Annotated in this window: 25 protein-coding genes; 12 read left to right on the forward strand and 13 right to left on the reverse strand. The window is 71.6% G+C overall.

The genetic code is table 11. The features are described 5' to 3' along the window. The first annotated feature begins 13 nt into the window (after positions 1–13). Positions 14–1,726, forward strand: coding sequence for a GAF domain-containing sensor histidine kinase (locus tag ABT154_RS02005; protein WP_351851626.1), 1,713 nt, complete (start codon positions 14–16; stop codon positions 1,724–1,726). A 39-nt stretch (positions 1,727–1,765) separates the two neighbouring features. Here the strand turns inward: ABT154_RS02005 and ABT154_RS02010 are convergent, their stop codons facing one another. The 4 genes from ABT154_RS02010 to ABT154_RS02025 form a co-directional block, all read right to left on the reverse strand. Then, complete coding sequence (locus tag ABT154_RS02010) at positions 1,766–2,659, reverse strand: Cof-type HAD-IIB family hydrolase (protein WP_351851629.1); 894 nt, start codon at positions 2,657–2,659, stop codon at positions 1,766–1,768. 119 nt (positions 2,660–2,778) lie between these two features. After that, on the reverse strand, positions 2,779–3,459 hold the full coding sequence (locus tag ABT154_RS02015; RefSeq protein ID WP_351851631.1) for an NAD(P)-dependent oxidoreductase: 681 nt from the start codon (positions 3,457–3,459) through the stop codon (positions 2,779–2,781). Beyond that, positions 3,456–4,355, reverse strand: a complete 900-nt coding sequence (locus tag ABT154_RS02020) for an SGNH/GDSL hydrolase family protein (RefSeq protein ID WP_351851633.1) — start codon at positions 4,353–4,355, stop codon at positions 3,456–3,458. Before ABT154_RS02020 ends, ABT154_RS02015 begins: the two co-directional genes overlap by 4 nt. Before the next feature lies 1 nt (position 4,356). After that, on the reverse strand, positions 4,357–5,127 hold the full coding sequence (locus ABT154_RS02025; protein ID WP_351851635.1) for a hypothetical protein: 771 nt from the start codon (positions 5,125–5,127) through the stop codon (positions 4,357–4,359). Positions 5,128–5,196: 69 nt separating this feature from the next. On the opposite strand from ABT154_RS02025, the gene ABT154_RS02030 reads away from it, so the two are divergent. Beyond that, complete coding sequence (locus ABT154_RS02030; RefSeq protein ID WP_351851638.1) at positions 5,197–5,733, forward strand: MarR family winged helix-turn-helix transcriptional regulator; 537 nt, start codon at positions 5,197–5,199, stop codon at positions 5,731–5,733. A gap of 244 nt (positions 5,734–5,977) precedes the next feature. Continuing rightward, a complete protein-coding gene (locus tag ABT154_RS02035) occupies positions 5,978–6,382 on the forward strand; it encodes a DUF6083 domain-containing protein (protein ID WP_351851640.1) in 405 nt (134 codons plus the stop codon). Positions 6,383–6,521: 139 nt separating this feature from the next. On the opposite strand, the gene ABT154_RS02040 is transcribed toward ABT154_RS02035, so the two are convergent. After that, positions 6,522–7,415 carry an LLM class flavin-dependent oxidoreductase gene (locus ABT154_RS02040; RefSeq protein ID WP_351851643.1) on the reverse strand — a complete coding sequence of 298 codons (894 nt, stop codon included), beginning with the start codon at positions 7,413–7,415 and terminating at the stop codon, positions 6,522–6,524. A gap of 100 nt (positions 7,416–7,515) precedes the next feature. Between ABT154_RS02040 and ABT154_RS02045 the strand changes: the two genes are divergently transcribed. Genes ABT154_RS02045 through ABT154_RS02060 form a run of 4 tightly spaced genes read left to right on the forward strand, consistent with a single transcriptional unit; the run spans position 7,516 to position 9,805 of the window. Next, positions 7,516–7,827 (forward strand): hypothetical protein, encoded by a 312-nt coding sequence (locus ABT154_RS02045; RefSeq protein ID WP_351851646.1) that lies wholly within the window; start codon positions 7,516–7,518, stop codon positions 7,825–7,827. Positions 7,828–7,879: 52 nt separating this feature from the next. Continuing rightward, complete coding sequence (locus tag ABT154_RS02050) at positions 7,880–9,085, forward strand: hypothetical protein (RefSeq protein ID WP_351851649.1); 1,206 nt, start codon at positions 7,880–7,882, stop codon at positions 9,083–9,085. A 49-nt stretch (positions 9,086–9,134) separates the two neighbouring features. Beyond that, positions 9,135–9,416, forward strand: a complete 282-nt coding sequence (locus ABT154_RS02055) for a hypothetical protein (RefSeq protein WP_351851651.1) — start codon at positions 9,135–9,137, stop codon at positions 9,414–9,416. Then, positions 9,413–9,805 (forward strand): PIN domain-containing protein, encoded by a 393-nt coding sequence (locus ABT154_RS02060; protein ID WP_351851654.1) that lies wholly within the window; start codon positions 9,413–9,415, stop codon positions 9,803–9,805. The genes ABT154_RS02055 and ABT154_RS02060 overlap by 4 nt, the downstream gene beginning before the upstream one ends. 45 nt (positions 9,806–9,850) lie before the next feature. Here the strand turns inward: ABT154_RS02060 and ABT154_RS02065 are convergent, their stop codons facing one another. Next, positions 9,851–10,096 carry an LLM class flavin-dependent oxidoreductase gene (locus ABT154_RS02065; protein WP_351851656.1) on the reverse strand — a complete coding sequence of 82 codons (246 nt, stop codon included), beginning with the start codon at positions 10,094–10,096 and terminating at the stop codon, positions 9,851–9,853. Positions 10,097–10,209: 113 nt separating this feature from the next. On the opposite strand from ABT154_RS02065, the gene ABT154_RS02070 reads away from it, so the two are divergent. After that, positions 10,210–10,758, forward strand: a complete 549-nt coding sequence (locus ABT154_RS02070) for a pyridoxamine 5'-phosphate oxidase family protein (RefSeq protein ID WP_351851659.1) — start codon at positions 10,210–10,212, stop codon at positions 10,756–10,758. Between the two features lie 18 nt (positions 10,759–10,776). Here the strand turns inward: ABT154_RS02070 and ABT154_RS02075 are convergent, their stop codons facing one another. From ABT154_RS02075 to ABT154_RS02095, 5 genes are all read right to left on the reverse strand, one after another. Beyond that, positions 10,777–11,229, reverse strand: a complete 453-nt coding sequence (locus tag ABT154_RS02075; protein ID WP_351851662.1) for a hypothetical protein — start codon at positions 11,227–11,229, stop codon at positions 10,777–10,779. A 15-nt stretch (positions 11,230–11,244) separates the two neighbouring features. Then, complete coding sequence (locus tag ABT154_RS02080; RefSeq protein WP_351851665.1) at positions 11,245–11,814, reverse strand: RNA 2'-phosphotransferase; 570 nt, start codon at positions 11,812–11,814, stop codon at positions 11,245–11,247. A 123-nt stretch (positions 11,815–11,937) separates the two neighbouring features. Then, positions 11,938–12,885, reverse strand: coding sequence for a MerR family transcriptional regulator (locus ABT154_RS02085; RefSeq protein ID WP_351851668.1), 948 nt, complete (start codon positions 12,883–12,885; stop codon positions 11,938–11,940). A 123-nt stretch (positions 12,886–13,008) separates the two neighbouring features. After that, a complete protein-coding gene (locus tag ABT154_RS02090; RefSeq protein ID WP_351851670.1) occupies positions 13,009–14,823 on the reverse strand; it encodes an SDR family oxidoreductase in 1,815 nt (604 codons plus the stop codon). Next, entirely contained in the window at positions 14,823–15,668 is an 846-nt protein-coding gene (locus tag ABT154_RS02095) for a M24 family metallopeptidase (RefSeq protein ID WP_351851672.1), read from the reverse strand. Before ABT154_RS02095 ends, ABT154_RS02090 begins: the two co-directional genes overlap by 1 nt. Positions 15,669–15,952: 284 nt before the next feature. On the opposite strand from ABT154_RS02095, the gene ABT154_RS02100 reads away from it, so the two are divergent. From ABT154_RS02100 to ABT154_RS02115, 4 genes are read left to right on the forward strand one after another with little or no spacing between them, the layout of a single operon-like run. Beyond that, positions 15,953–16,927 carry an ABC transporter ATP-binding protein gene (locus ABT154_RS02100; protein WP_317874468.1) on the forward strand — a complete coding sequence of 325 codons (975 nt, stop codon included), beginning with the start codon at positions 15,953–15,955 and terminating at the stop codon, positions 16,925–16,927. After that, on the forward strand, positions 16,924–17,835 hold the full coding sequence (locus tag ABT154_RS02105; protein ID WP_351851674.1) for an ABC transporter permease: 912 nt from the start codon (positions 16,924–16,926) through the stop codon (positions 17,833–17,835). Before ABT154_RS02100 ends, ABT154_RS02105 begins: the two co-directional genes overlap by 4 nt. Beyond that, entirely contained in the window at positions 17,832–18,743 is a 912-nt protein-coding gene (locus ABT154_RS02110; RefSeq protein WP_317874459.1) for an ABC transporter ATP-binding protein, read from the forward strand. Before ABT154_RS02105 ends, ABT154_RS02110 begins: the two co-directional genes overlap by 4 nt. A 14-nt stretch (positions 18,744–18,757) precedes the next feature. Next, positions 18,758–19,477 carry an ABC transporter permease gene (locus ABT154_RS02115; protein ID WP_351851677.1) on the forward strand — a complete coding sequence of 240 codons (720 nt, stop codon included), beginning with the start codon at positions 18,758–18,760 and terminating at the stop codon, positions 19,475–19,477. 52 nt (positions 19,478–19,529) lie between these two features. Here the strand turns inward: ABT154_RS02115 and ABT154_RS02120 are convergent, their stop codons facing one another. Then, a complete protein-coding gene (locus ABT154_RS02120; RefSeq protein ID WP_502969418.1) occupies positions 19,530–20,822 on the reverse strand; it encodes a CynX/NimT family MFS transporter in 1,293 nt (430 codons plus the stop codon). After that, the gene (locus ABT154_RS02125) at positions 20,819–21,499 is read right to left on the reverse strand and encodes a FadR/GntR family transcriptional regulator (protein WP_351851680.1); all 681 of its coding nucleotides are present in this window, start codon (positions 21,497–21,499) and stop codon (positions 20,819–20,821) included. Before ABT154_RS02125 ends, ABT154_RS02120 begins: the two co-directional genes overlap by 4 nt. Between the last annotated feature and the right edge of the window lie 83 nt (positions 21,500–21,582).

The raw sequence follows: 21,582 nt of genomic DNA on the forward strand, positions 1-21,582 counted from the left end.
CTAGGCTCAAGCCATGACCGCCGAAGCGTCCGACGCCCCGGACCCCCTGGAAGCCGCCACTCAGGCCACCCGGAGCCTCCAGGGCCTGTCCACGGAACTCACCGCCCGCGTACCGCAGCTCCTGGAGGCCATGCGTTCGGTCGGTACCGGGCTCGAACTCCACTCCACCCTCGACCGCATCTGCGAGACCGCCGCCGAACTCGCCGACGCCCGCTACGCCGCGATCGGCGTCGTCGACGACGAGGGCAAGGGCCTGTCCGACTTCGTCACCTTCGGCGTCGACGAGGAGGTGGCCCGCCGCATCGGCCACCGGCCCGACGGCCACGCCGGGCTGCTCGGCGCGCTGATCCAGGACCCCCAGACGATCCGGCTCGCCGACCTCTCCACCGACCCGCGCTCGGCCGGCTTCCCACCGGGACACCCTCCGATGCGGACCTTCCTCGGCGTCCCCATCCGCGTCCAGGGCGAGATCTTCGGCAATCTGTACCTCGCGGAGAAGCGCGGCGGCGGCGAGTTCAACGACTACGACGTGCACATGGTCCGTGTGCTGGCCACCGAGGCGGGCATCGCCATCGGCAACGCCCGCCTGTACGAGGCCGCCCGGCAGCGCGAGCGGTGGATCGACGGCTCGGTCGCCGTCACCACCGCGCTGCTCTCCGGCGGCGACGCCGACGACGCCCTCGCCGTCGTCGCCGAACAGGCCCGGCGGCTCGCCGACGCGGACGCCGGCATCGTGCTGCTGCCCGCCGAGGACGGCGGCCTGGAGATCGTCGCCGTCTCCTCGCCCCGGCCCACGAAGTCGCTGGGTGTGGTGATCCCGCCCGAGAGCGCCGTGGTGGAACAGCTCCTGGACGGCGAGGCGGTCTTCATCGCGGACGCGTCGAAGGACCCGCGCATGATCAGCCGGCTGACCTCCCCGTACGGCCCGAGCATGATGCTGCCGCTGCAGAGCGGCGGGCGGGTGCTCGGCGCGCTCGCCACCCCCCGGGTGCGGGGCGCGCGCCAGTTCACCGAGGCGGAGCGGACGCTCGCGACCCAGTTCGCCTCGCAGGCGGCGCTCGCCCTGATGATGGCCGACGCGCAGCGGGACCGGGAGCGCCTCGCCGTCTACGAGGACCGCGACCGGATCGCCCGTGACCTGCACGATCTCGTGATCCAGCGGCTCTTCGCCACCGGCATGATGCTGGAGGGCGCCCAGCGCAGGTCGATCGTCCCGGCCGTGCGCGAGGGCGTCGGCAAGGCCGTGGACGAACTGGACGTGACCATCCAGGAGATCCGTACGGCGATCTTCGCGCTCCAGCAGGGCCCCGCCGAGGCCCCCTCGGGGCTGCGCACCCGCGTGCTGCGGGAGATCAACATGGCGGCGGTGCCGCTCGGCTTCAAGCCCGCGCACCGCTTCCTCGGCGCGATCGACACCATGGTCGGCGAACTCACCGGCAAGAACCTCATCGCCGCGCTGCGGGAGGCGCTGTCCAACGCCTTCCGGCACGCGGAGGCGAGCCGTATCGAGGTGGTCGTCGACGCGGGCGTCACCCTGCCGGACGGTTCCGCCGGGGTACGGCTCGAAGTCGCCGACGACGGCATCGGCATTCCGGCGGGCGGGCGGCGCAGCGGGCTGCGCAACCTGGCGCGGCGGGCCGAGTCGCTGGGCGGCGCGAGTTGGTGCGGACCGGGCACCGGGGAGGACGGCGGCGGCACGACGGTGGTGTGGGAGGCGCCGCTGTAGCGCCGGGGGAGGCAGTGCCCGGCGGGTCGGTCGGCGGAGCTAGTGGCCGTGCGGTCGGCGGAGCCGGTCGCCGTGCGCGGCTGCCGTCGCTTCGGCCACCAGCTGCTCGATGACGACGGCCACGCCGTCCTCGTTGTTGCCGACGGTACGGCCGGAGGCGGCGGCGATCACGTCGGGGTGGGCGTTGCCCATCGCGTACGAGCGGCCCGCCCAGCTCAGCATCTCGATGTCGTTGGGCATGTCGCCGAAGGCGACGACCTCCTCGGCCGTGATGCCGCGCTCGGCGCAGCAGAGGGCCAGGGTGGAGGCCTTGGAGACGCCATGGGCGCTGATCTCGATGAGGGCGGTGGGGCTCGACCGGGTGAAGGCGGCGTGGTCCCCGGCCGTCTCCCTCGCCACCGCGAGGAACGCGTCGGGGTCGAGCTCCGGGTGCTGGGCGAGCAGCTTGAGCACGGGGGCGGCGGCTCCCGGCGCCTCCTCGAAGAGGAGCTTCTCGGCGGTGGCGACGGTCGCGCCGGGGTCGAGGAAGAACGGCGGGTACTGCGGCTCGTAGTGGATGCCGGTGGTCAGCTCGACCGCGAAGGAGGTGCCGGGTGCGGCGGCGCGCAGGGCCGTTACGACATCGAGGGCGACGGGCCGCTCCAGCGGACGCACCTCCAGGAAGGCGCCGCCCGCGTGGAGGTCGACGACGGCGGCGCCGTTGGCGCAGATCGCCAGACCGTGCCCGTGGACGTGGTCGCTGACGACGTCCATCCAGCGGGCCGGGCGGCCGGTGACGAAGAAGACCTCGATGCCGGCCCGCTCGGCCGCGGCGAGTGCGGCGACCGTGCGCGCGGAGACGGACTTGTCGTCGCGCAGCAGCGTGCCGTCGAGGTCGGTGGCGATCAGCCGGGGAGCAGGGGCGGACAGGTGCGGGGAACGGGGAGAGGTCACCGCCCCATTCTTCCGCACCGGACGCACGGGCGTGCGGGGAGCCGCACATATGAGTGAGTGGATTCCGGCCTTCCGTTCCTCCGGGCGTACTTCGAGGTGCGGAAGAGGCCGGTGGGCTCTCAGTACGCGACCTCCATGACGGCCCGATGGGTGCGGGGGTCGTCGACCCGGGTCAGGAGGCAGTGCGCGAGATCGGCGCGGGAGAGGGACTTCGGGCGGTCCAGGTGGCCGTTCTCGGCGGTCCGGTAGCGTCCGGTCAGCGGGCCGTCGGTGAGCATCGGCGGCCGTACCACCGTCCAGGCCGTGTCCTCGGCCGCCGCCGAGGTCATGAAGGTCTCCATCCGGGCCATGTCGGCGTAGCCGTGCCGGTAGAGGCGCTGGATCACGTACCGGGTGACCAGCCGTTGCGGCAGCGGCACGTCGGGGGTGATCTCCAGGCCGGCGGAGGAGATGCAGAGCAGCCGGTCCACGCCGGACGCGCGCATGGCTTCGACGATGTTCCGGGTGCCCTGCGAGTAGACGGTCGTCGGGTGCTTGCGGTCGGTGCTGCCGAGGCAGGAGAGGACGGCGTCGTGCCCGGCGACGGCCTGCCGCCAGGACTCCGGGGCGAGCGCGTCCCCGCGCAGGACCGTCAGCCGGGACGCCTGGTCCGGGGCCGGGTCCGTCATCGGTGCCGGTACGGGCACCGGCACCCGGGCGGGGTCGCGGGCGACGGCGGTGACCTGGTGGCCCGAGGCGAGGGCCTGGGCGAGGAGCTGAGCGCCGGTGCCGCCGGTGACGCCGAAGAGCAGGAACCTCATGACGCCGCCACCTCCGTCGCCTCGGCTGCGTTCGCCGCCGCCACCTCCGCCAGGGCCTCGACGAGCGCGACGGCGACGGCCCGCTGGCCTTCGGGGGTGAGGTGGATCCCGTCGTCGAGCTGCAGGCCCGCGGTGGCCGCCCGGGTGTCGACGGTGAGTTCGGGACGGCCGAGGAGGAAGTCGGCGACGCCGTCGACGTCCTCGGCGCTCCAGCCGATCCCGGCGCGGCGGAAGTGGGGGTAGACGTCGGCCCGTTCCTGGTCGACGGAGCTGGGGGTGAGCCAGATCCAGCGGTCCGCCACCGGGGGAGCGGCGAGTTCGCGGAGGGCCAGGAGGTTGCGCTCGGTCTCGGGACCGCTGACCAGCCGGGTGCCGGGCCCGTCGGTGCCGTGGCCGATCCGCTGGGTGTCGTTCGCGCCGAGCATGCAGAGCACCCAGTCGGGGCGCAGGTGGGGCAGTGGGGGCAGTTGGGCGAGGGCCTGGGTGGTGGTGAGCCCGGAGACGGCGAGGTCGACGAGGACGACGCCGTCCGGGAGGAGGTGGCGCAGGATCGCGAACCAGGAGAGCCGGTCGGCGGTGGTGCTCTCGCCGAGCGCCACGATCCGCTGGCCGGGCAGGATGGGCAGCGCGCCGACCCGCTCGGCGAGGACGGGGTCCTTGAGGAGTTCGGCGGCGGTGTTCCTGGCCTGGTCGTCGAGGTCCCGCAGCAGGGCGCGGTAGGTGTCGGGGTCGAGGCCGAAGAGGTCGGCGAGGCGGGCGTCGGAGAGTTCGCCCAGGTAGCGCAGGGACTTCTCGGGCCGCTGGAAGCGGAGGAGTTTGGCGATCAGGGCGGGGTCGGGGGCGCGGCTGGGCTTCGCGCTGTTGCGGGTCTCGTCGGGGGTGCGGTTCTCGGTCATGTCAGGACCCCTTACGGGTGTTGGTGCTGGGGCTGCCGGTGCTGGTGCGCGTGGTCCGGGCGCGGTGCCGGGGCAGCAGGAAACCGGCGGCGATCAGCCAGCCGAGGCAGGTGAAGCGGGCCAGCGGCAGCAGCAGGGCGGCGCCGTCGAAGAGCAGGGTGAGGGTGGCCAGTTCCGCGACGGTCGCCAGCACCAGACCGGTCACCGCCAGGGCGCGGGGCAGCAGTCCGGCGAGGAGCCCGGGGACGGCGATTCCGGCCACGAGCAGGCCGAGCGTCACCACGTGCCCGGGGCCGCCGGTGGCGAAGGCCAGGTACTGGAGGGCCCGTACGAGCGGCGGGAGTTCGAGGACCTCCGTACGGGACAGGGTCCAGCTCACCAGCCCGCAGCAGGCCAGGAATCCGGCGGCGAGGAGGCCGCCGGCCAGGGCGATCGTGGCGCCGGGGGCGCGGACGCCGAGCCGGTGCAGCCGGGCCGAGACGGTGGCGGCGTACACGGCCAGCGGGATCGAGGCGGCGAACTGGAGGGCGCCGGAGATCTGGACGGCGTCGGAGTGGGCGCGGAAGTAGGCCACGATCTCGCCGGTCTCCCCGAAGGGGGAGGGGAACGGGTCGCCACCGGCGAGCACGGTGCTGAGGACGAGCCCGGCGAGGAACAGCGCGGTGAACACCACGGCGAGCACGCCCGGCGGCGGCCCTCCCTGCGCTTCCCTGCGCTCTCGCTCTCGGGAGACCTCGGTCGGCCGGGGGTCGGTCCAGCTCTCTGCAGACACGGGTACGGTCCGTTCTCTGAGAAGAATAGTTCACAGTGGAGAATCATTCTTTTCGCGTACCCTAACTCCGTGAGCAGTGACCGGCAACCAGTGGAAGACCCGGACGACGCGGCGGCGCCTCCGCCCGCGCCTCCGCGCGGTGGCGCGTTTCTGCTCGCCCAGCTCGGGGCGCACGCGGCCGGCCGCTTCGGCGAACGCGTCGGCGCCCTCGGCCTCGCACCCCCGGACGTCGGTCTGCTGCGGATGATCGCCATGCAGCCCGGCCGGAGTCAGCGCTCCCTCGCCGCCGACCTCGGCGTCGTGCCGAGCCGTGTCGTCGCGCTGATCGACAACCTGGAGCAGAAGGGTTTCGTCGAACGGCGGCGCAGCGTCGAGGACCGTCGTCACCACGAGCTGTACGTGTCCGAGGGGGGCCGACGGGCCCTCGAAGGGGTAGGGGAGGTGGCCGCCGCGCACGAGGACGAGCTGTTCGCGGCGCTGGACGAGGAGGACCGGGTACGGCTGACGGCGCTGCTCGGGCGGATCGCCGAGCAGCAGGGCCTCACGCCGGGCGTCCACCCCGGCTACCGGAACCTGCCGAAGCGCGCGGGCGGCCGACCGAACTGAGCGGGAGGGGCGCCCGAGGCGACCGGGAGGGGCGGCCCGAGTGAGCGCGAGCGGCGCCCGAAGTGAGCGGGAGGGGCGGCCCGTCCCGACGTGGCCGTAAACGTCCGTTCGTTTTTCGTTCGACGGGGAAGATCTCTGGGAGCGGAAGGCGTCTCAGGGGGGCGGGAGCATGGGCTCGGGCCGGAGAAGGGACGGGTGCGACTCCTGCGGGGTGCCGTACGGGACCTGGGTCGCGAGCCTCGGAATGGCGCTGTGCCCGGAGTGCGAGGGGACAGGCGCGAGCCTGCCCGCGCGGGACCCGGTGCTGGTGGGCGACGTCCTGGCGGGCCTGGTCGATGCCGTGGCGCACGGGCGGCAGCCCGAGCCGTCCGTCGCGAACTGCCGTCGGTGCGGGGCGTCCGCCGCGTGGCACCGCACGGTGCGCGGGCGCTGGATCATGATCGAGCCGGGGGAGCTGGCGGCCGGTGTCGTCCCGGCGGGCAGCCGCTGGCGCGTCGCGGGCGACGGAACCGCCGTGAACCTCGGCTCCGCCGTGCCGTCCGACACCTGCCGGGTGAGCCACTTCGACGTCTGCCCGGCCGGACCCGAGCCGGCCGGCTCCCCCGTCATGCGGGCGCTGTGGCGAGACCACGCCCGACGGACCGCCTGACCGGCGAGGGTTTCCCCGTCTGACCGGCCGCGTCCGCCCCCGGCCGTGTTCGCCCCCCCCGGCCGTGCCCACCCCGTCGGGCCGTGCCCCCCGCGGCCTCGCCCGGTCTCGCCAGGCCGGGCCCGCCCTCGCTCCGGCGTCAGCCCAGCTGGGCGAGCGCCTCGGTGGCGATCCGCTCGAAGACGGCCTGGTCGGCGGCGAAGTCGGAGTCGGGGATCGGCCAGTGGATCACGATCTCGGTGAAGCCGATCGCGCGGTGGCGCCCGGCGAAGTCCACGAACGCGTCCACGGACTCCAGCGGCCGGCTCCGGTCCGGCGTGAAGCCGGTCAGCAGCACCTTGTCCAGCTCGGCGACCTCCCGGCCGGTCTCGGCGCACGCCTTGCCGAGCTTCTCGACCTGGCCGCGCAGCGCCGCCACCGACTGCTCCGGGGTGCCCTCCTCGAAGATCTTCGGGTCACCGGTCGTCACCCACGCCTGCCCGTACCGCGCGGCCAGCTTCAGACCGCGCGGCCCCGTCGCCGCCACCGCGAACGGCAGCCGCGGGCGCTGGACGCAGCCGGGGATGTTCCGCGCCTCGTCGGCCGAGTAGAACGTGCCGGTCTCCGTCACCGCGTCCTCGGTGAGCAGCCGGTCGAGCAGCGCCACGAACTCGCCGAAACGGTCCGCCCGCTCCTTCGGCGTCCACGGCTCCTGGCCCAGCGCGGTCGCGTCGAAGCCGTTGCCGCCGGCGCCGATGCCTAGCGTGATCCGCCCGTCGGAGATGTCGTCGAGCGTCATCAGCTCCTTGGCGAGCGTCACCGGATGCCGGAAGTTCGGCGAGGTGACGAGGGTACCCAAGCGGATACTCTGCGTCACCATCGTCGCGGCCGTGAGCGTGGGGATGGCACCGAACCACGGCTCGTCCCGGAAGGTCCGCCAGGAGAGGTGGTCGTACGTGTACGCGGCATGGAACCCGAGTTCTTCGGCCCGCCGCCAGATCTTCTGTCCTTCGACCCACCGGTGGATGGGGAGGATCACCGTGCTCAGACGCATGACCCCGACGATACGCGCGCTTCCCGCTGCCACGGATATGCCGACGGAGCAGATTCGGGAAGCCACGCCCACGTCGCGATGGGGTCGCTACCGTGGCGTCATGGGCACGCTGGGTAGGGCCGAACTCAAGGCCATGATCGAAGAGGCGACTGTCGACGCCTACAACGAGGACGAGCAGCTGACTGGTCTGTTCGCCATGCTTGAGGAGTGCCTCGACCTGCCCTTCACCACCGCGGTTCTCGGCGTCGAGGTAACTGTGCACGGCGTCGGCCTCGCGCCCGACGGCAGGATCGTCGCCCTGTGCTCTCGTGGCCGCGTCCGGCAGTCGATCGGCATCCTGGAGCTGCCGTTGCCCAGCCCGGCGCCCGAGGGGGCGGAGTGGATCGAGGCGTACCGCCACTGGGTCGGTTGACGCCGGGCACCTCTCACTTCACGCGGAACTGGCTCGTACGAAAGGGCTGAACGTGGCTAAGGCCGTACAAGGCGCGCATCAGGGTGCCGGTGAACCGTCGCTGGCCGATCTCATCGAGCACAGCGCCGAGTTGAAAGGGAAACTGGTCACCTTCGCTCAGAGCGCCAGCTTCGACCGGTGGTTGACGCCCCTCCTGCTGGATGCCGCTGGGCCTGAACGGCAGCTGGACGAGGGTGAGGCGATCCGGGTCACCGACCACTTCATCCTGCGGTATCGGCTGCCGGACGGTTCGACCGTGGTGGACCGGTTCGTCGCCGGACGGAAGGACTTGACCGCGTCCGACCGGGAGATGCTGCTCGGCTGGCGTGACCCGGTCGAGGGCATCTTCGAGATCCAGCGCAAGGACGGGGATGCCGTTGTCCTGCTGAACCTTGTCGACGACCTGGAATACCGCACGCACTCGAATGTCGGGCCGGCGGCGTTCCGTGGAGTGTCCAAGGGGGGATTCCTTCACACCTGCCTGGTGCCCGTCCACTCGGTCGACGGGGCGTGGCTGGTGTCCGGCGCGATGTCGTACTACCCCAGGTCGAGTGCCACCGATATCGCGCAGGCGGCGCTCGAACTGGCCACCAGCCAACCCGAGCTGGTCTTCCGCAACCCCCAGAAGATCGAGCAGGGATGGCAGCGGATGCGGGAGGACCGGGCCGCGTTCATCGAGTTCTGCGGCGGCGACGAGTTGGCCCTGCCGCCTGCCGAAGCCCAGGACCTCCTCAACGCCTACTACCGTCACTGCCGGGAGGCCGCCGTCGCCGCACAGCCCGGTCATGCCCGACGCGGGCGGCTCCCTGGCCTGGACCTGCCCTTCTTCGAATTTCCGTGGGAACTGGCGGACTCGGACACCATCGGTGTCATCTACGACCAGGTCGACGGGCTCAACTTCTACGCCGACTACGGGATGCTGCGGGACCTCTTCGCAGATCCCGCCCTCACGGGCCGCGGGCGGCACCAGGATCTGCTGCGCACGTACCTGCGCGAGGAGTCGATCGCGCCATTGCCGATCCGCCGTCTGGTCGCCGCTCACCCGGAGACCGCCGACGAGGTGTTCCGGAAGCTTCTGCGGAAACCCGGCTTCACCTGGCGCGAGCACGGTGAGACGCTGCTGCGCCGTCGCAAGCCCTGGTATTACGAGAACGATCCCCGTCCGGGCGTCTCCGTCATCGGCGACCGCCTCAGCAGGCTCGCCGCCGATCGCCGGTAGGCACCGCCGAACGCCAGCAGGGTAATAGGTCATGTACTACACTTCCCCTATGGACACGCCTCGCCCTGGCAAGACCCGAGTCACCAGCGTCTCCCTACGCGCCGAGACCCTGGAGGCAATCCGCACACGCGCCGGCAAACAAGGCGTCTCCTCCTATATCGAGGAGGCCGTACAGCGGCAGCTCCAGCGCGAGGCCATCGACGAGTACATCGCCACCGCTGAAGCGGAGCACGGTCCTGTCGATTCTGCTGAGGTGTCGGACAAGGCCGAGCGCATCCGCGCCCACCACGCTGCCCACCACGATGAGTCCGCTCCAGCGGACGCCGCATGAGCGGGACTCTCGTTCTCGACAGCGAGGCCCTCTCCAAACTCTCCCGTCGGCACCGTGACATGACCGTATGGCTGGACGTCGCCCGCAGACTGGACCTGCTCGTCGTGACGAGCGCCGCCACGCTGGTGGAGGCACGCGACCCGAAGGTGCCGCAGGCGGCGTTCGACCATGCCGTTTCCCTGGCCAAGGTGCGCCCCGTCACGGAGGAGATCGCACGTGCGGCAAGCAGACTGCTCGCCGCAGAAGGCCTGCACGGTCACAAGTACGCCATCGATGCGATGCTCGCGGCCACGGCTCACGTGGAGCACGGCGACGTCACTGTCATCACGAGCGACACGGATGACCTGCGCCGACTGTGCCACCCTCGCATCGCCGTCGAGCCGATCTAAGCGCCCATGTCGGCCCTTCCTGCACCCTTGCCATGTTTCCGCAGGTCAGCGTGCGATGGGTGAACAAGGCTTGACTGAGGTCACGAGCGTGCCGAGCCGCATCCGATGGGTGGCCGTCGCAGCCGCGGTGAGCGTGGGCAGCGCGCCGAACCACGGGCCGTCCCGGAAGGTCCGCCAGGACAGGTGGTCATAGGTGTACGCGGCATGGAACCCGAGGTCCTCGGCCCGCCGCCAGGTCTTCTGCCCCTCGCTCCATCGGTGGATGGGGAGGATCACCGTACTCAAGCGCATGACGCCACCCTACGCGCGCGCGTGGAACGGGATCCGGACCTTCGAATACCAGGCGGGGCAGACCCCGTGCGGGGAAACTGTGCTCACTGCACGGACTGAGGGGAGCGGGATCGATGAACGAGGCCAGCGGTACGGGCGAGGCCAGCGGTACGGGCGAGGCAGGCAGTACGGGCGAGGCAGGCGAGACCAGCGCTACGGGCGAGGTCCCCGCAGCCCTCGGCCCCCGTTCCCGTGCCGCCCGTCGGCGCGACACCGCGCACCGGCTGGACCACGATGTCGACGTCTGGGTCGCCACCGCCTCGGCGGACGGCGTGCCGTATCTGGTGCCGCTGTCCTTCGACTGGGACGGGGCCGCTCTCCTGGTGGCCACCCCGGCGGACAGCCCGACCGGCCGGAACCTGGCGGCCACCGGGACCGCTCGGCTCGGGCTCGGAGCCACCCGCGATGTGACCATGATCGAGGGCGATGTCGAGGTGCTGGAGATGGACGCGCTGCCGGAGGAGCGGAGGGACCGCTTCGCCGCGCGCACCGGCTTCGACCCGTACGCGCTGACCACGGCGTACCGCTGGTTCCGCATCACCCCGCGCCGCGTCCAGGCCTGGCGTGAGGCGGATGAACTGCGCGGCCGTGAACTGATGCGGGACGGCGACTGGCTGGCCTGACCCGCCCCACCGCCGCGGTCAGCGGGTCTGGCGGCTCATCCACGGGGTGAGCGAGACGCCGGGGACGAGTTTCCTGTAGGTCTCGTCGCCGGGCAGCGGGACGATCAGCCACCAGCCGGGCGGGAAGAAACGACCCTTCACATGGGCCAGGCCGCTGTGGAGGGAGCGGACGAACGCGGGGACCGCGTCACGGGGAACGTCCTCGAACGCGATGCCCTCCACGACGATCCTGGCGTCGTCCTCAGGGAAGATCTGGACCGTGACCGACGGGGAGCCGCCCAGCTCCACGTACGCCTCGTGCGGCAGCGAACCGTCCGCGTCGAGGACGGCGAACGCGCCGGACGAGGTACGCCGGGACGTCTGGTCCGCGCCGATGTCGTCGGTCACCGTCATCTCCAGCCCGAACTCCCGGGCGATCTCACGGATCGCGACAACGGCGGCTTCGGTGGTGGGCAGGTGCGGGTGTGCCATGGGGGCGATCATGCCTCAGCCGGGAAAGCGCAGGAACTCCGGCGGTACGGCATCGGCCAGCCAGACACCGTTGGCGCTGACGCGGAACACGTGTCCGGCCCGGTGCATGGCTCCGGCGTCGACGCTGAGCACCACCGGCCGGCCCCGGCGCGCGCCGACCCGGGTCGCGGTCTCCCGGTCGGGGGAGAGGTGCACATGGTGGCGGGCCATGGGGCGCAGCCCCTCCGCCCGGATCGCGGGGAGCAGGGCGGCGACCGTACCGTGGTAGAGGTACGCGGGCGGTTCCGCGGCCGGCAGGTCCAGGTCCACCGCGATGGTGTGGCCCTGGCTGGCCCGGATGCGGGTGCCCTCGATCGCGAAGCGCTTCTTGTCGTTGGTCGCGACGACGTGGTCGAGTTCCTCGCGGGTGATCACGAAGCCGTTGCGTGCGGCGGCCTGGAGCAGCGCCTCGATCTCGGTCCAGCCGTGGGCGTCGAGGACGAGACCGATGCGCTCCGGCTGGTGGCGCAGGTGCTTGGAGAGGTACTTCGAGACCTTCACCGTGCGGCGTTCGTCCGGCGGTTGTCGTCGTGCGGTTCCGTTCATCGCGCCAGGATGCCGGAGCACGGTTTTCCGGTGCCATCGATTTCCGCTGGGATGTTTGATCCACAGCCAAAGTGACTTATCCACAGGCGAGTTGACGATTCTGTGGACAACGGAGCAGTGTTTTCAGATAGATTGAGTAACTTCACCATCGATTGGGCGATTTGCGGTAAGCGCGTCCAATGTTCTCTTGTGGACCTCTCGTTCCGTGGCGGCGGCGACGAAGGCCGCGACGCCCTCCGGCCCCACCAGACCCTGAACCGCCCTTATCGTCCCGGCCGGAAGGGTCACCGGGCGCGGCTCGTCGTCCTTCACGGCCGGCGCCTCGGGCGCCAGATGCAGCTGGAGATGCCGGGTCGCCAACAGGCGCATGGCGCGAGCCAGTTCGGCATCCACCGTCTGCTGGGCGAGCGGCCGGAGCCGCCGCACCATCGTCGCCGCCTCGGCCGCGTCCGCGTCCGTCGGCGGGCGGTGCTCCAGATAGCGCGCGAAGACGTACTCGGTGGTGAACTCCAGGAAACGGGAAGCTATGTGCTCCACCTGGTCCCGAAGTTCCCTCAGATGTGCGGTGATTGCCGCGAGCGGCACCCCGGCCGCGTACAACTCGGCCGCCACCGCGAGTTCCTGGGGACTCGGTACGAGGTACTCCTCGCGCTCCCGGTCCGGGAGCCGCTCCAGTACGCCGAGCTCGACGGCCTCCAGGATGGCCGCCTCGTCCGGTGTGCCGCCGAAGCGCGCGTCCAGCTCCTCGCGGGAGATCCGGTCCGCCTCCTCGTCCGTCCACGGCCCGTGCACCTCCGCGACGAGGCCCAGCACCCCGCCGAGGCCCCGGCCGGTGTCCCAGGCCTCCAGGAGTTCCTTGATCGAGGCCAGGGTGTAGCCCCGGTCGAGGAGGTCGGCGATCTGCCGGAGCCGCGCCAGGTGCGCGTCCCCGTACACGTTCGACCTGCCACGCCGCTCCGGACGGGGCAGCAGCCCGCGGTCCTGGTAGGCGCGGATCGTCCGGACCGTGGCCCCGCTGTGATGGGCGAGATCCTCGATCCGGTACTCCGGCTGTGCTGACTGCTCGGACAAACCCGCTCCCACCGACCGCTCGCTCCACCCCGTCGCCGCGAGGCCCCTCCTGCAGGGGATCGTACGGCCGCCGCCCCCGACCCGGCCCCGCGCGGGTCGGACGGCCCGCGCCGGTCCCCCTCGCTACGTCGGCGGCTGCCACCGTGCGAACGCCCGCAGTACTCCCGGGCTCAGCCGGGAGATGAAGTGCGCGCTCCGGGCCTCGGGGGTCACCGGGACCACCGCGCGGTCGTGCAGAACCGCACCCAGGATCGCGTCCGCGACCTTCTCCGGCGGGTAGTTCCGCAGGCCGTACAGCCGGGACGCCTTCCGCTGGCGCCGCTTCTCCTCCGCCTCGTCCGTGACGCCCGCGAACCGCGCGGTCGACGTGATGTTGGTGTTGACGATGCCGGGGCAGATCGCGGACACCCCGATGCCCTGGCCGGCCAGTTCCGCCCGCAGACACTCGCTGAGCATCAGCACCGCCGCCTTCGACGTGCTGTACGCGGGCAGCGCGCGGGACGGCTGGAACGCGGCGGCGGACGCGGTGTTCACGATGTGACCGCCCTGACCGCGCGCGGTCATCTGGGCGCCGAAGACCCGGCACCCGTGGATCACACCCCACAGGTTGACGTCGAGGACCCGCTTCCACTCCTCGCTCGTCGTGTCGAAGAAGGAACCGGTGAGCCCGATGCCCGCGTTGTTGACGAGGACGTCGACGATCCCGTACTCGCTCGCCACCTTGGCGGCCAGCTTCTCCATCGCCTGCTCGTCGGCGACGTCGACGGTCTCGCCCCAGGCCTCGGGCGCACCGATCAGCCGTGCCATCTCGGCCGTGCGGACCGCGCCCTCGGCGTCCCGGTCGACGGCCACCACCCGGGCGCCGGCCTCCGCGAAGGCGAAGGCCGTGGCCCGCCCGATGCCGCTGGCCGCCCCGGTCACCAGCACCAGCCGGCCGCCGAACCGCTCCGCGTACTCCGGCTTCACCCCGCTCTTCGCCACGGTCTCCGCGACCGGCTTCGGCGCCCTCGCCGCCGGTTCCTCGTTGGCCCGGACGAAGTCGCCGATCCAGGCCGAGAGCTGGTCGGGACGGGTGCGGGGCACCCAGTGCTTGGCGGGGATCGTGCGCCGGGTCAGGTCCGGTACCCAGCTGCCCAGGTCGTCGTAGAGCCGCTCGGAGAGGAACGCGTCCCCGGTCGGGGTGATCAGCTGCACGGGCGCGTGCGCGTACGCGTCGGCACGCGGTCTGCCGAGACGCGCCCGGACGTTGTCCCGGTAGAGCCAGGCGCCGTTCGCCGCGTCGCTCGGCAGCGACGGCGTCGGGTAGTCACCCGCGGGGACCTTCTCGACGCGCTCCAGGATCTTCGGCCAGCGCTTCCCGAGCGGCCCGCGCCAGGCGAGCTCCGGCAGGACGGGCGTGTGCAGCATGTACACGTACCAGGACTTGGCGCCCTGGCCCAGGAGCTGGCCGACCCGGCGCGGAGTGGGCCGGGTCATCCGCCGCTTGATCCAGTGCCCGAAGTGGTCGAGGGAGGGGCCGGACATCGAGGTGAAGGACGCGATCCGGCCCTCGGTGCGCGCGACCGTGACGAACTCCCAGGACTGCACGGAGCCCCAGTCGTGGCCGACCAGGTGGACCGGCCGGTCCGGGCTGACGGCGTCGGCGACCGCCAGGAAGTCGTCCGTCAGCTTCTCCAGGGTGAAGCCGCCGCGCAGCGGGGCCGGCGCCGTGGACCGCCCGTGGCCCCGGACGTCGTACAGCACCACGTGGAAGTCCTCGGCGAGGCGGCCCGCGACCTCCGACCACACCTCCTTGGAGTCCGGATAGCCGTGGACGAGCAGGACGGTGGGCCGGTCCGGCTCGCCGAGCTCGGCGACGCACAGCTCGATCCCGCCCGTCCGCACCCAGCGCTCCCGCGCCCCCCTGAGCCCCGCCGTCGGACCGTTGAGCCCCGCCATCAGACCGCCCTCTCGTTCCAGCGCCGCACGTGCGGCAGATCGTCGTCCAGCCAGAACGCGCTCTGCTCGGGGTCCCGGGAGTCGGTGACGACCAGGATCTCCTCGAACTTCGCGCCCGTACCCCGGAATCCGAGGTGCGGCTCGACCGCCCACAGGCCCGGCTGCGGCTCGTGGTCGGAGAACGTGTACGGCGACCAGAGCGGCGACCAGCCGTCCCGGTGCCCGTGCAGGGCGTCGCTCGCGAGGCCCTTGAGCGCCTGGGCGCCGAAGCCGAAGAACGTCGGCGACCAGCGGCGCTCCTTCACCCGGTCGATCTTGTGGGCTATGACCCCGAAGGGATAGGCCCGGTGCCGGTTCGCGTACCCCTGGCGGACCATGAGCCCGTCGACGTCCTGGTAGATCTCGCGGAGCGTACGGCGCTCGCGCACCTCGCGCAGGATCAGTTCGCGGTGGTCCTGGAGGTCGGCGAGCAGCTTGTCGTGCAGGGGGTTGAGGCCCAGGCAGCCGCTGTAGCCGATGTCGGCCGTGTGCCCCTTGTGGACCGGGGCCATGTCGAGGATGAACGGCATCCCCGCTTCCAGGCGCTTGTCGGTCGGGAAGAACTGCAACGGGATCTTGAAGTCGACGAAGGCCGTGCGGTCCCCGAACCAGGCGAAGGGCCGGTGGAACCAGTCCCGCACCCCTCGCTCGTACAGCCACTCCCGCTGCATCCGGGCGGCCTCGCGCTCGGTCACCCCCGGCTTGAGCCGCGCCGCGACGGCCTCGGCGCACTCGTATGCGAGCCGCTGCGTCTCCCTGAACCCCCGCAGCTCCGCGGAGAGTTCCCCTGTCACTGCTGAGGCCATGCCACCCGCCGTCCCGTGTGAGCGCCCGACTGCGCTACGCGTCCGTAACTTGACACCGATGAATGTGACAATGCCCGGCGGCTGCGTCAAGGGGTCGGACCCGGCCCTGTGGAAAACCGGCCGCTCCGGTCCCGGAATCCCGGGGAACCGCCCTACCGAACACCCCGGGAAAAAGACTTTCGTCTCGACCTCCCCTACTGGCTTGTACTCCTCTGGTCGGAGAAGGATCGAGCCGTTGGGCTGACGACCGCTGTGGCGCACGCCACTACCTTCGAAGCGTGACTGTGATCGCGACCGAAAGCCTCAGCAAGCGGTTCCCCCGGGTGACCGCGCTTGACCGGCTCTCCCTGGACATCGGGCCCGGTGTGACCGGACTCGTGGGTGCCAACGGAGCCGGCAAGTCCACCATGATCAAGATCCTGCTCGGACTCTCCCCCGCCACGGAGGGCCGCGCCGAGGTCCTGGGCCTGGACGTGCGGACGTCCGGCGCCGAGATCCGTGAGCGCGTGGGATACATGCCCGAGCACGACTGCCTCCCACCGGACGTCTCGGCCACCGAGTTCGTCGTCCACATGGCGCGGATGTCCGGGCTGCCCGCGACCGCCGCGCGCGAGCGGACCGCCGACACCCTGCGCCACGTCGGTCTGTACGAGGAGCGGTACCGCCCCATGGGCGGCTACTCGACGGGCATGAAGCAGCGGGTGAAGCTCGCCCAGGCCCTGGTCCACGACCCGAAGCTGGTCCTCCTCGACGAACCGACGAACGGCCTGGACCCGGTCGGGCGCGACGAGATGCTGGGACTGATCCGCCGGGTCTGGACCGACTTCGGCATCTCCGTCCTCGTCACCTCCCACCTCCTGGGTGAGCTGGAGCGGACCTGCGACCACGTCGTCGTCATCGACGGCGGCCGGCTCCTCCGCTCCAGCTCCACCAGCGAGTTCACCCGCAGCACCACGACGCTCGCGGTCGAGGTCACCGACTCCGACACCCACCCCGACGGCACGGCGGCGCTCCGCGCTGCCCTCTCCGCAGCGGGTGTCGTCCTCCACGCGGGCGTGGAGGACGGTCTGCCCGGTGCCGGGCACATCCTGCTCCTGGAGGCGCCCGGCGAGGAGACGTACGACCTGGTGCGGGACACCGTCTCGGACCTCGGTCTCGGTCTCGTCCGCATGGAGCAGCGCCGCCACCACATCGCCGAGGTCTTCAAGCCGGAAGCCGCCGAGGCGTCCCCGCAGCACGAGGAGGTGCCGGCCCGATGAGCACCCAGACTCCCCAGCCCTCCCAGGCCGCTCCCGACACGACCCGGATCCACAACATCGGTTACCGGTCGTACGACGGCCCGCGCCTCGGCCGGTCGTACGCGCGCAGGTCGCTGTTCTCGCAGTCCCTGCGCGGCGCGTACGGCCTGGGCCGCAGCGCCAAGTCGAAGGTGCTGCCGATGCTGCTCTTCGGCGTGATGTGCATCCCGGCGCTGATCTTCGTCGCGATCGCGGTCTTCACCAAGCAGTCCAAGCTGTCGATCGAGTACACGCAGTACGCGGTCTTCCTCCAGGTCGTCATCGGCATCTACCTGGCCTCGCAGGCCCCGCAGTCGGTGTCCCGCGACCTCCGGTTCAGAACCGTGCCGCTGTACTTCTCCCGCCCGATCGAGCGCGCGGACTACGTCCTCGCCAAGTACGGCGCGATGGCGTCGGCGCTCTTCATCCTCACGGCCGTCCCGCTGCTGATCATGTGGATCGGCTCGATGCTGGCCAAGATGGACTTCGCCGAGCAGGCCAAGATGTTCGGCCAGGGGCTCGTCTCCGTGGCCCTGCTCTCGCTGCTCTTCGCCGGCGTCGGCCTGGTCATGGCCGCGCTGACCCCGCGCCGCGGCTTCGGCGTCGCCGCCGTGATCGGCGTCCTGACCATCTCGTACGGTGCGGTCTCGACGCTCATGGGCATCGCCTACACCACGGAGAACAAGGGCGCCATCGAGTGGCTCGGCCTGTTCTCCCCGATCAGCCTCATCGACGGCGTGCAGACCGCCTTCCTGGGCGCACCGCCCATGTTCCCCGAGCTCGGGGGACCGGGTGCCGGTGTCGGCGTGGTCTATCTGCTGGTCGTCCTCGCGCTCATCGCCGCCTCGTACGGCATCCTGATGCGCCGCTACCGAAAGGTCGGGCTGTGACAACGCTCCACATCGACCACGTCTCCCGCTGGTTCGGGAACGTCGTGGCCGTGAACGACATCACGATGACGGTGGGTCCGGGCGTCACCGGCCTCCTCGGCCCGAACGGCGCCGGGAAGTCGACCCTCATCAACATGATGGGCGGCTTCCTCGACCCCTCCACCGGCGCCGTCACCCTCGACGGTCAGACGATCTGGGGGAACGAGTCGGTCTACCGCCAGATCGGTGTCGTGCCCGAGCGGGAGGCGATGTACGACTTCCTGACCGGCCGCGAGTTCGTCCTGGCCAACGCGGAGCTGCAGGGCCTCGGCGCCAAGGAGGCCCAGCAGGCCCTGGCCACGGTCGAGATGGAGTACGCCCAGGACCGCAAGATCTCCACGTACAGCAAGGGCATGCGGCAGCGCGTGAAGATGGCCTCGGCCCTCGTCCACGAGCCGTCGGTGCTGCTGCTCGACGAGCCGTTCAACGGCATGGACCCGCGCCAGCGCATGCAGCTGATGGAGCTGCTGCGGCGGATGGGCGCGGAGGGCCGCACGGTCCTGTTCTCCTCGCACATCCTGGAGGAGGTCGAGCAGCTGGCCTCCCACATCGAGGTGATCGTGGCCGGACGGCACGCGGCCTCCGGTGACTTCCGCAAGATCCGCCGGCTGATGACGGACCGGCCGCACCGCTACCTGGTCCGCTCCAGCGACGACCGGGCACTCGCCGCCGCGCTGATCGCCGACCCGTCCACAGCCGGCATCGAGGTCGACCACGCGGAGGGCGGCCTGCGCGTGCAGGCGGTGGACTTCGGACGGTTCACGGAACTGCTGCCGAAGGTCGCGCGCGAGCGGGGGATCCGTCTCCTGACGGTCTCGCCCTCGGACGAGTCCCTCGAATCGGTCTTCTCATACCTCGTCGCGGCCTGAAAGGAGCCTGACCGATGTACAACCCCACAGTCGCCCGGCTCACCTACCGGGCCCTCCTCGGCCGCCGCAGGGCGCTGATCCTCTTCCTGCTGCCCGGCATGCTGCTGCTCATCTCGGCGGCGATCCGCCTTCTCAGCGGTGCCGACGACCAGGCCGCGGCCGATGTCCTCGGCGGTTTCGCGCTGGCCACGATGGTGCCGCTGATCGGCGTGATCGCCGGTACGGGCGCGATCGGGCCCGAGATCGACGACGGCTCGATCGTCTATCTGCTGTCGAAGCCGGTGAAACGGCACACGATCATCTTCACCAAGCTGATCGTGGCCATCGCGGTCACGATGGTCTTCTCGGCGGTCCCGACGTTCATCGCCGGGTTCATCCTCAACGGCAACGGCCAGCAGGTGGCCGTGGCCTACACGGTGGCGGCACTGGTGGCCTCCATCGCGTACAGCGCGCTGTTCCTGCTGCTCGGCACGATCAGCCGCCACGCGGTGGTCATCGGCCTGGTCTACGCCCTGGTGTGGGAGGCCCTGTTCGGCTCCCTGATCGACGGCGCCAAGACCCTGAGCGTGCAGCAGTGGTCGCTCGCCCTGGCGCAGAAGGTCACGGGCGACGGCCTGGTCACCTCCGAGGTCGGCCTCACGACGGCGGTGGTGCTCCTGGTGGCGGTCACGGTCGTGGCGACCTGGTTCGCCGGCTACAAGCTCAGCAGGCTGGCCCTGGCCGGCGAGGAGTAGCGGGCGGGAAGGAGAGGGGGCGGTCCCGCCCCCTCTCCGCTCCCCTCAGACCTCAGACCGTCCGGTTGCGTGCGGCGAGCAGTCCCACGCCGACGGCGGTCGCGCAGACGACGAGGACCAGACTGATCGGCAGGGTCCAGGAGCCGGTGGCCTGGTGGAGGGCGCCGGCGGCGATCGGACCCGCCGCGGCCATCAGATAGCCGACCGTCTGGGCCATCCCGGAGAGCCGGGCCGCGGTCTTCGCGTCCCCCGAGCGCAGCACGATCAGGGTCAGGGCGAGGCCGAGCGCGCCGCCCTGGCCGACGCCGAGGAGCCCCGACCACAGCCAGGCACCTTCCGTCGGCGCCACCATCAGACCGGCGTAACCGGCCGCGACCAGGGTGGTGACCAGCACGATCAGCGGACGCTGGCTCCGCATCCGGCCGGCGAGCACGGGCACGACGAAGGCGCCCGCGATCTGGACCAGGTTGTTGAAGGCGAAGACGACACCGGCCGTGGAGCGGCTCATCCCGTGGTCCGTGAGGATGGTCGGCATCCAGGCGATCAGCACGTACGACCAGAGCGACTGCAGGCCCATGAACAGCGTGACCTGCCAGGCGAGCCCCGAGCGCCAGAGGTTCACCGGACGGGCGGCGTCGGCGGCCGGGACGGCCCGCACCTCATGTCCGGTACGGCCCCGGGCGATCAGCACCTGCGGCAGCCAGGCGACGGCGGCCACCGCGGCGAGCAGCGACCAGACGCCGAGCGAGGCCTCCCAGCCGCCGCCGAGTGCCTTCTCCAGCGGCACCGCGGCCGCCGCCGCCATCGTGGCCCCGGCGACCATCGCGCCCGTGTAGAGCGAGGTCATCGCCGCGGCCCGGTCAGGGAAGTCACGCTTGATCAGGCCCGGCATGAGCACATTGAGCAGGGCGATCGCGGTGCCGACGAGGACACCGCCGCCGTACAGCGCGTACGCGGAGGGCAGCAGGCGCGCGAGGATGCCGACGGCGAGCAGCAGCAGTGCCGCGAAGAGGACGCGTTCGGCGCCGAAGCGGCGGCCGAGCCACGGCGCCACCAGGGCGCCCAGGCCGAGGAAGAGCACCGGCACCGAGGTCACCAGGGAGCTCGCCGTCGAGGAGAGCCCGTAGTCGGCGGATATCTCACCGACCAGGGGCGCCACGCTCGCGAGCGCGGCCCGCATGTTCAGGGAGGCCAGCACGATCCCGACGAGCAGCAGCGCCGGATGCGCGAGCAGCGCCCGCCGGGCCGCCTTCCCCGCCGCCGTCTGCTCGACCCCGGCCTCGGCGTCGACGAGCAGGGGCGCCGGGGCGCCCGCCGGCTCCGTCGTCCGTGTTCCCTCGCTCACCGGGAGCCCTCCGTCAGCGCCGCGACCGTCTCCATGGGCGCCCGCAGCAGTTCGCGGGCCTGTCGCTCCGCAGCCTCGGGGTCGCCCGACTCGATCGCGGCGACCAGTGCCTCGTGGGCGTCTATGTCGACCGGGGGCATCTCCCGGTCGCCGAGGGCCTCCACCAGGACGTCGTGGACCTGTGCGGAGAAGAAGCGGTAGACCTCGACGAAGGGCGCGTTGTGTGTGGCGCCGACGACCGCGAGGTGGAAGGCGAGGTCCGCGTCCGCGTCCCGGTCGCCCTCCTCGCGCAGACCGGTCAGGGCCGCCCGCAGCCGCAGCAGGTCGTGGGTGTCCCGCCGGGCCGCCGCGAGCCGGGCGGCCTCGGCCTCCAGGGCGACCCGCAGTTCGAGGACGTCGGCGGCGCCCGCGTGCCGGACCTCGCGTAGGACGGCGGCCGGATCGGCGGTCGACCTGACGAAGGTGCCGTTGCCCTGGCGGGACTCCAGGAGGCCCGCGTGGACCAGGACCCTGACCGCCTCGCGGACGGTGTTGCGGCCGACGCCCAGCTGCTGGGCGAGCTCGTGCTCGGTCGGGATGCGGTCGCCGACCGCCCACTCGCCGTCCGCGAGCTGCGTACGCAGCTGTTCCACTACGGAATCCACCAGCGAGGTACGCCCCGCAGCTCTGAGTGCCATGCCGTTCCGACCCTCCATTTGCCCGGTTGCCCAGTCATCCTACAACTGACCCGGCCGGAGGACTCCCGACTACTGTGGGGCCG

The organism is Streptomyces sp. NPDC001728 (assembly GCF_040297565.1).
In the GTDB taxonomy this organism is placed as follows: domain Bacteria; phylum Actinomycetota; class Actinomycetes; order Streptomycetales; family Streptomycetaceae; genus Streptomyces.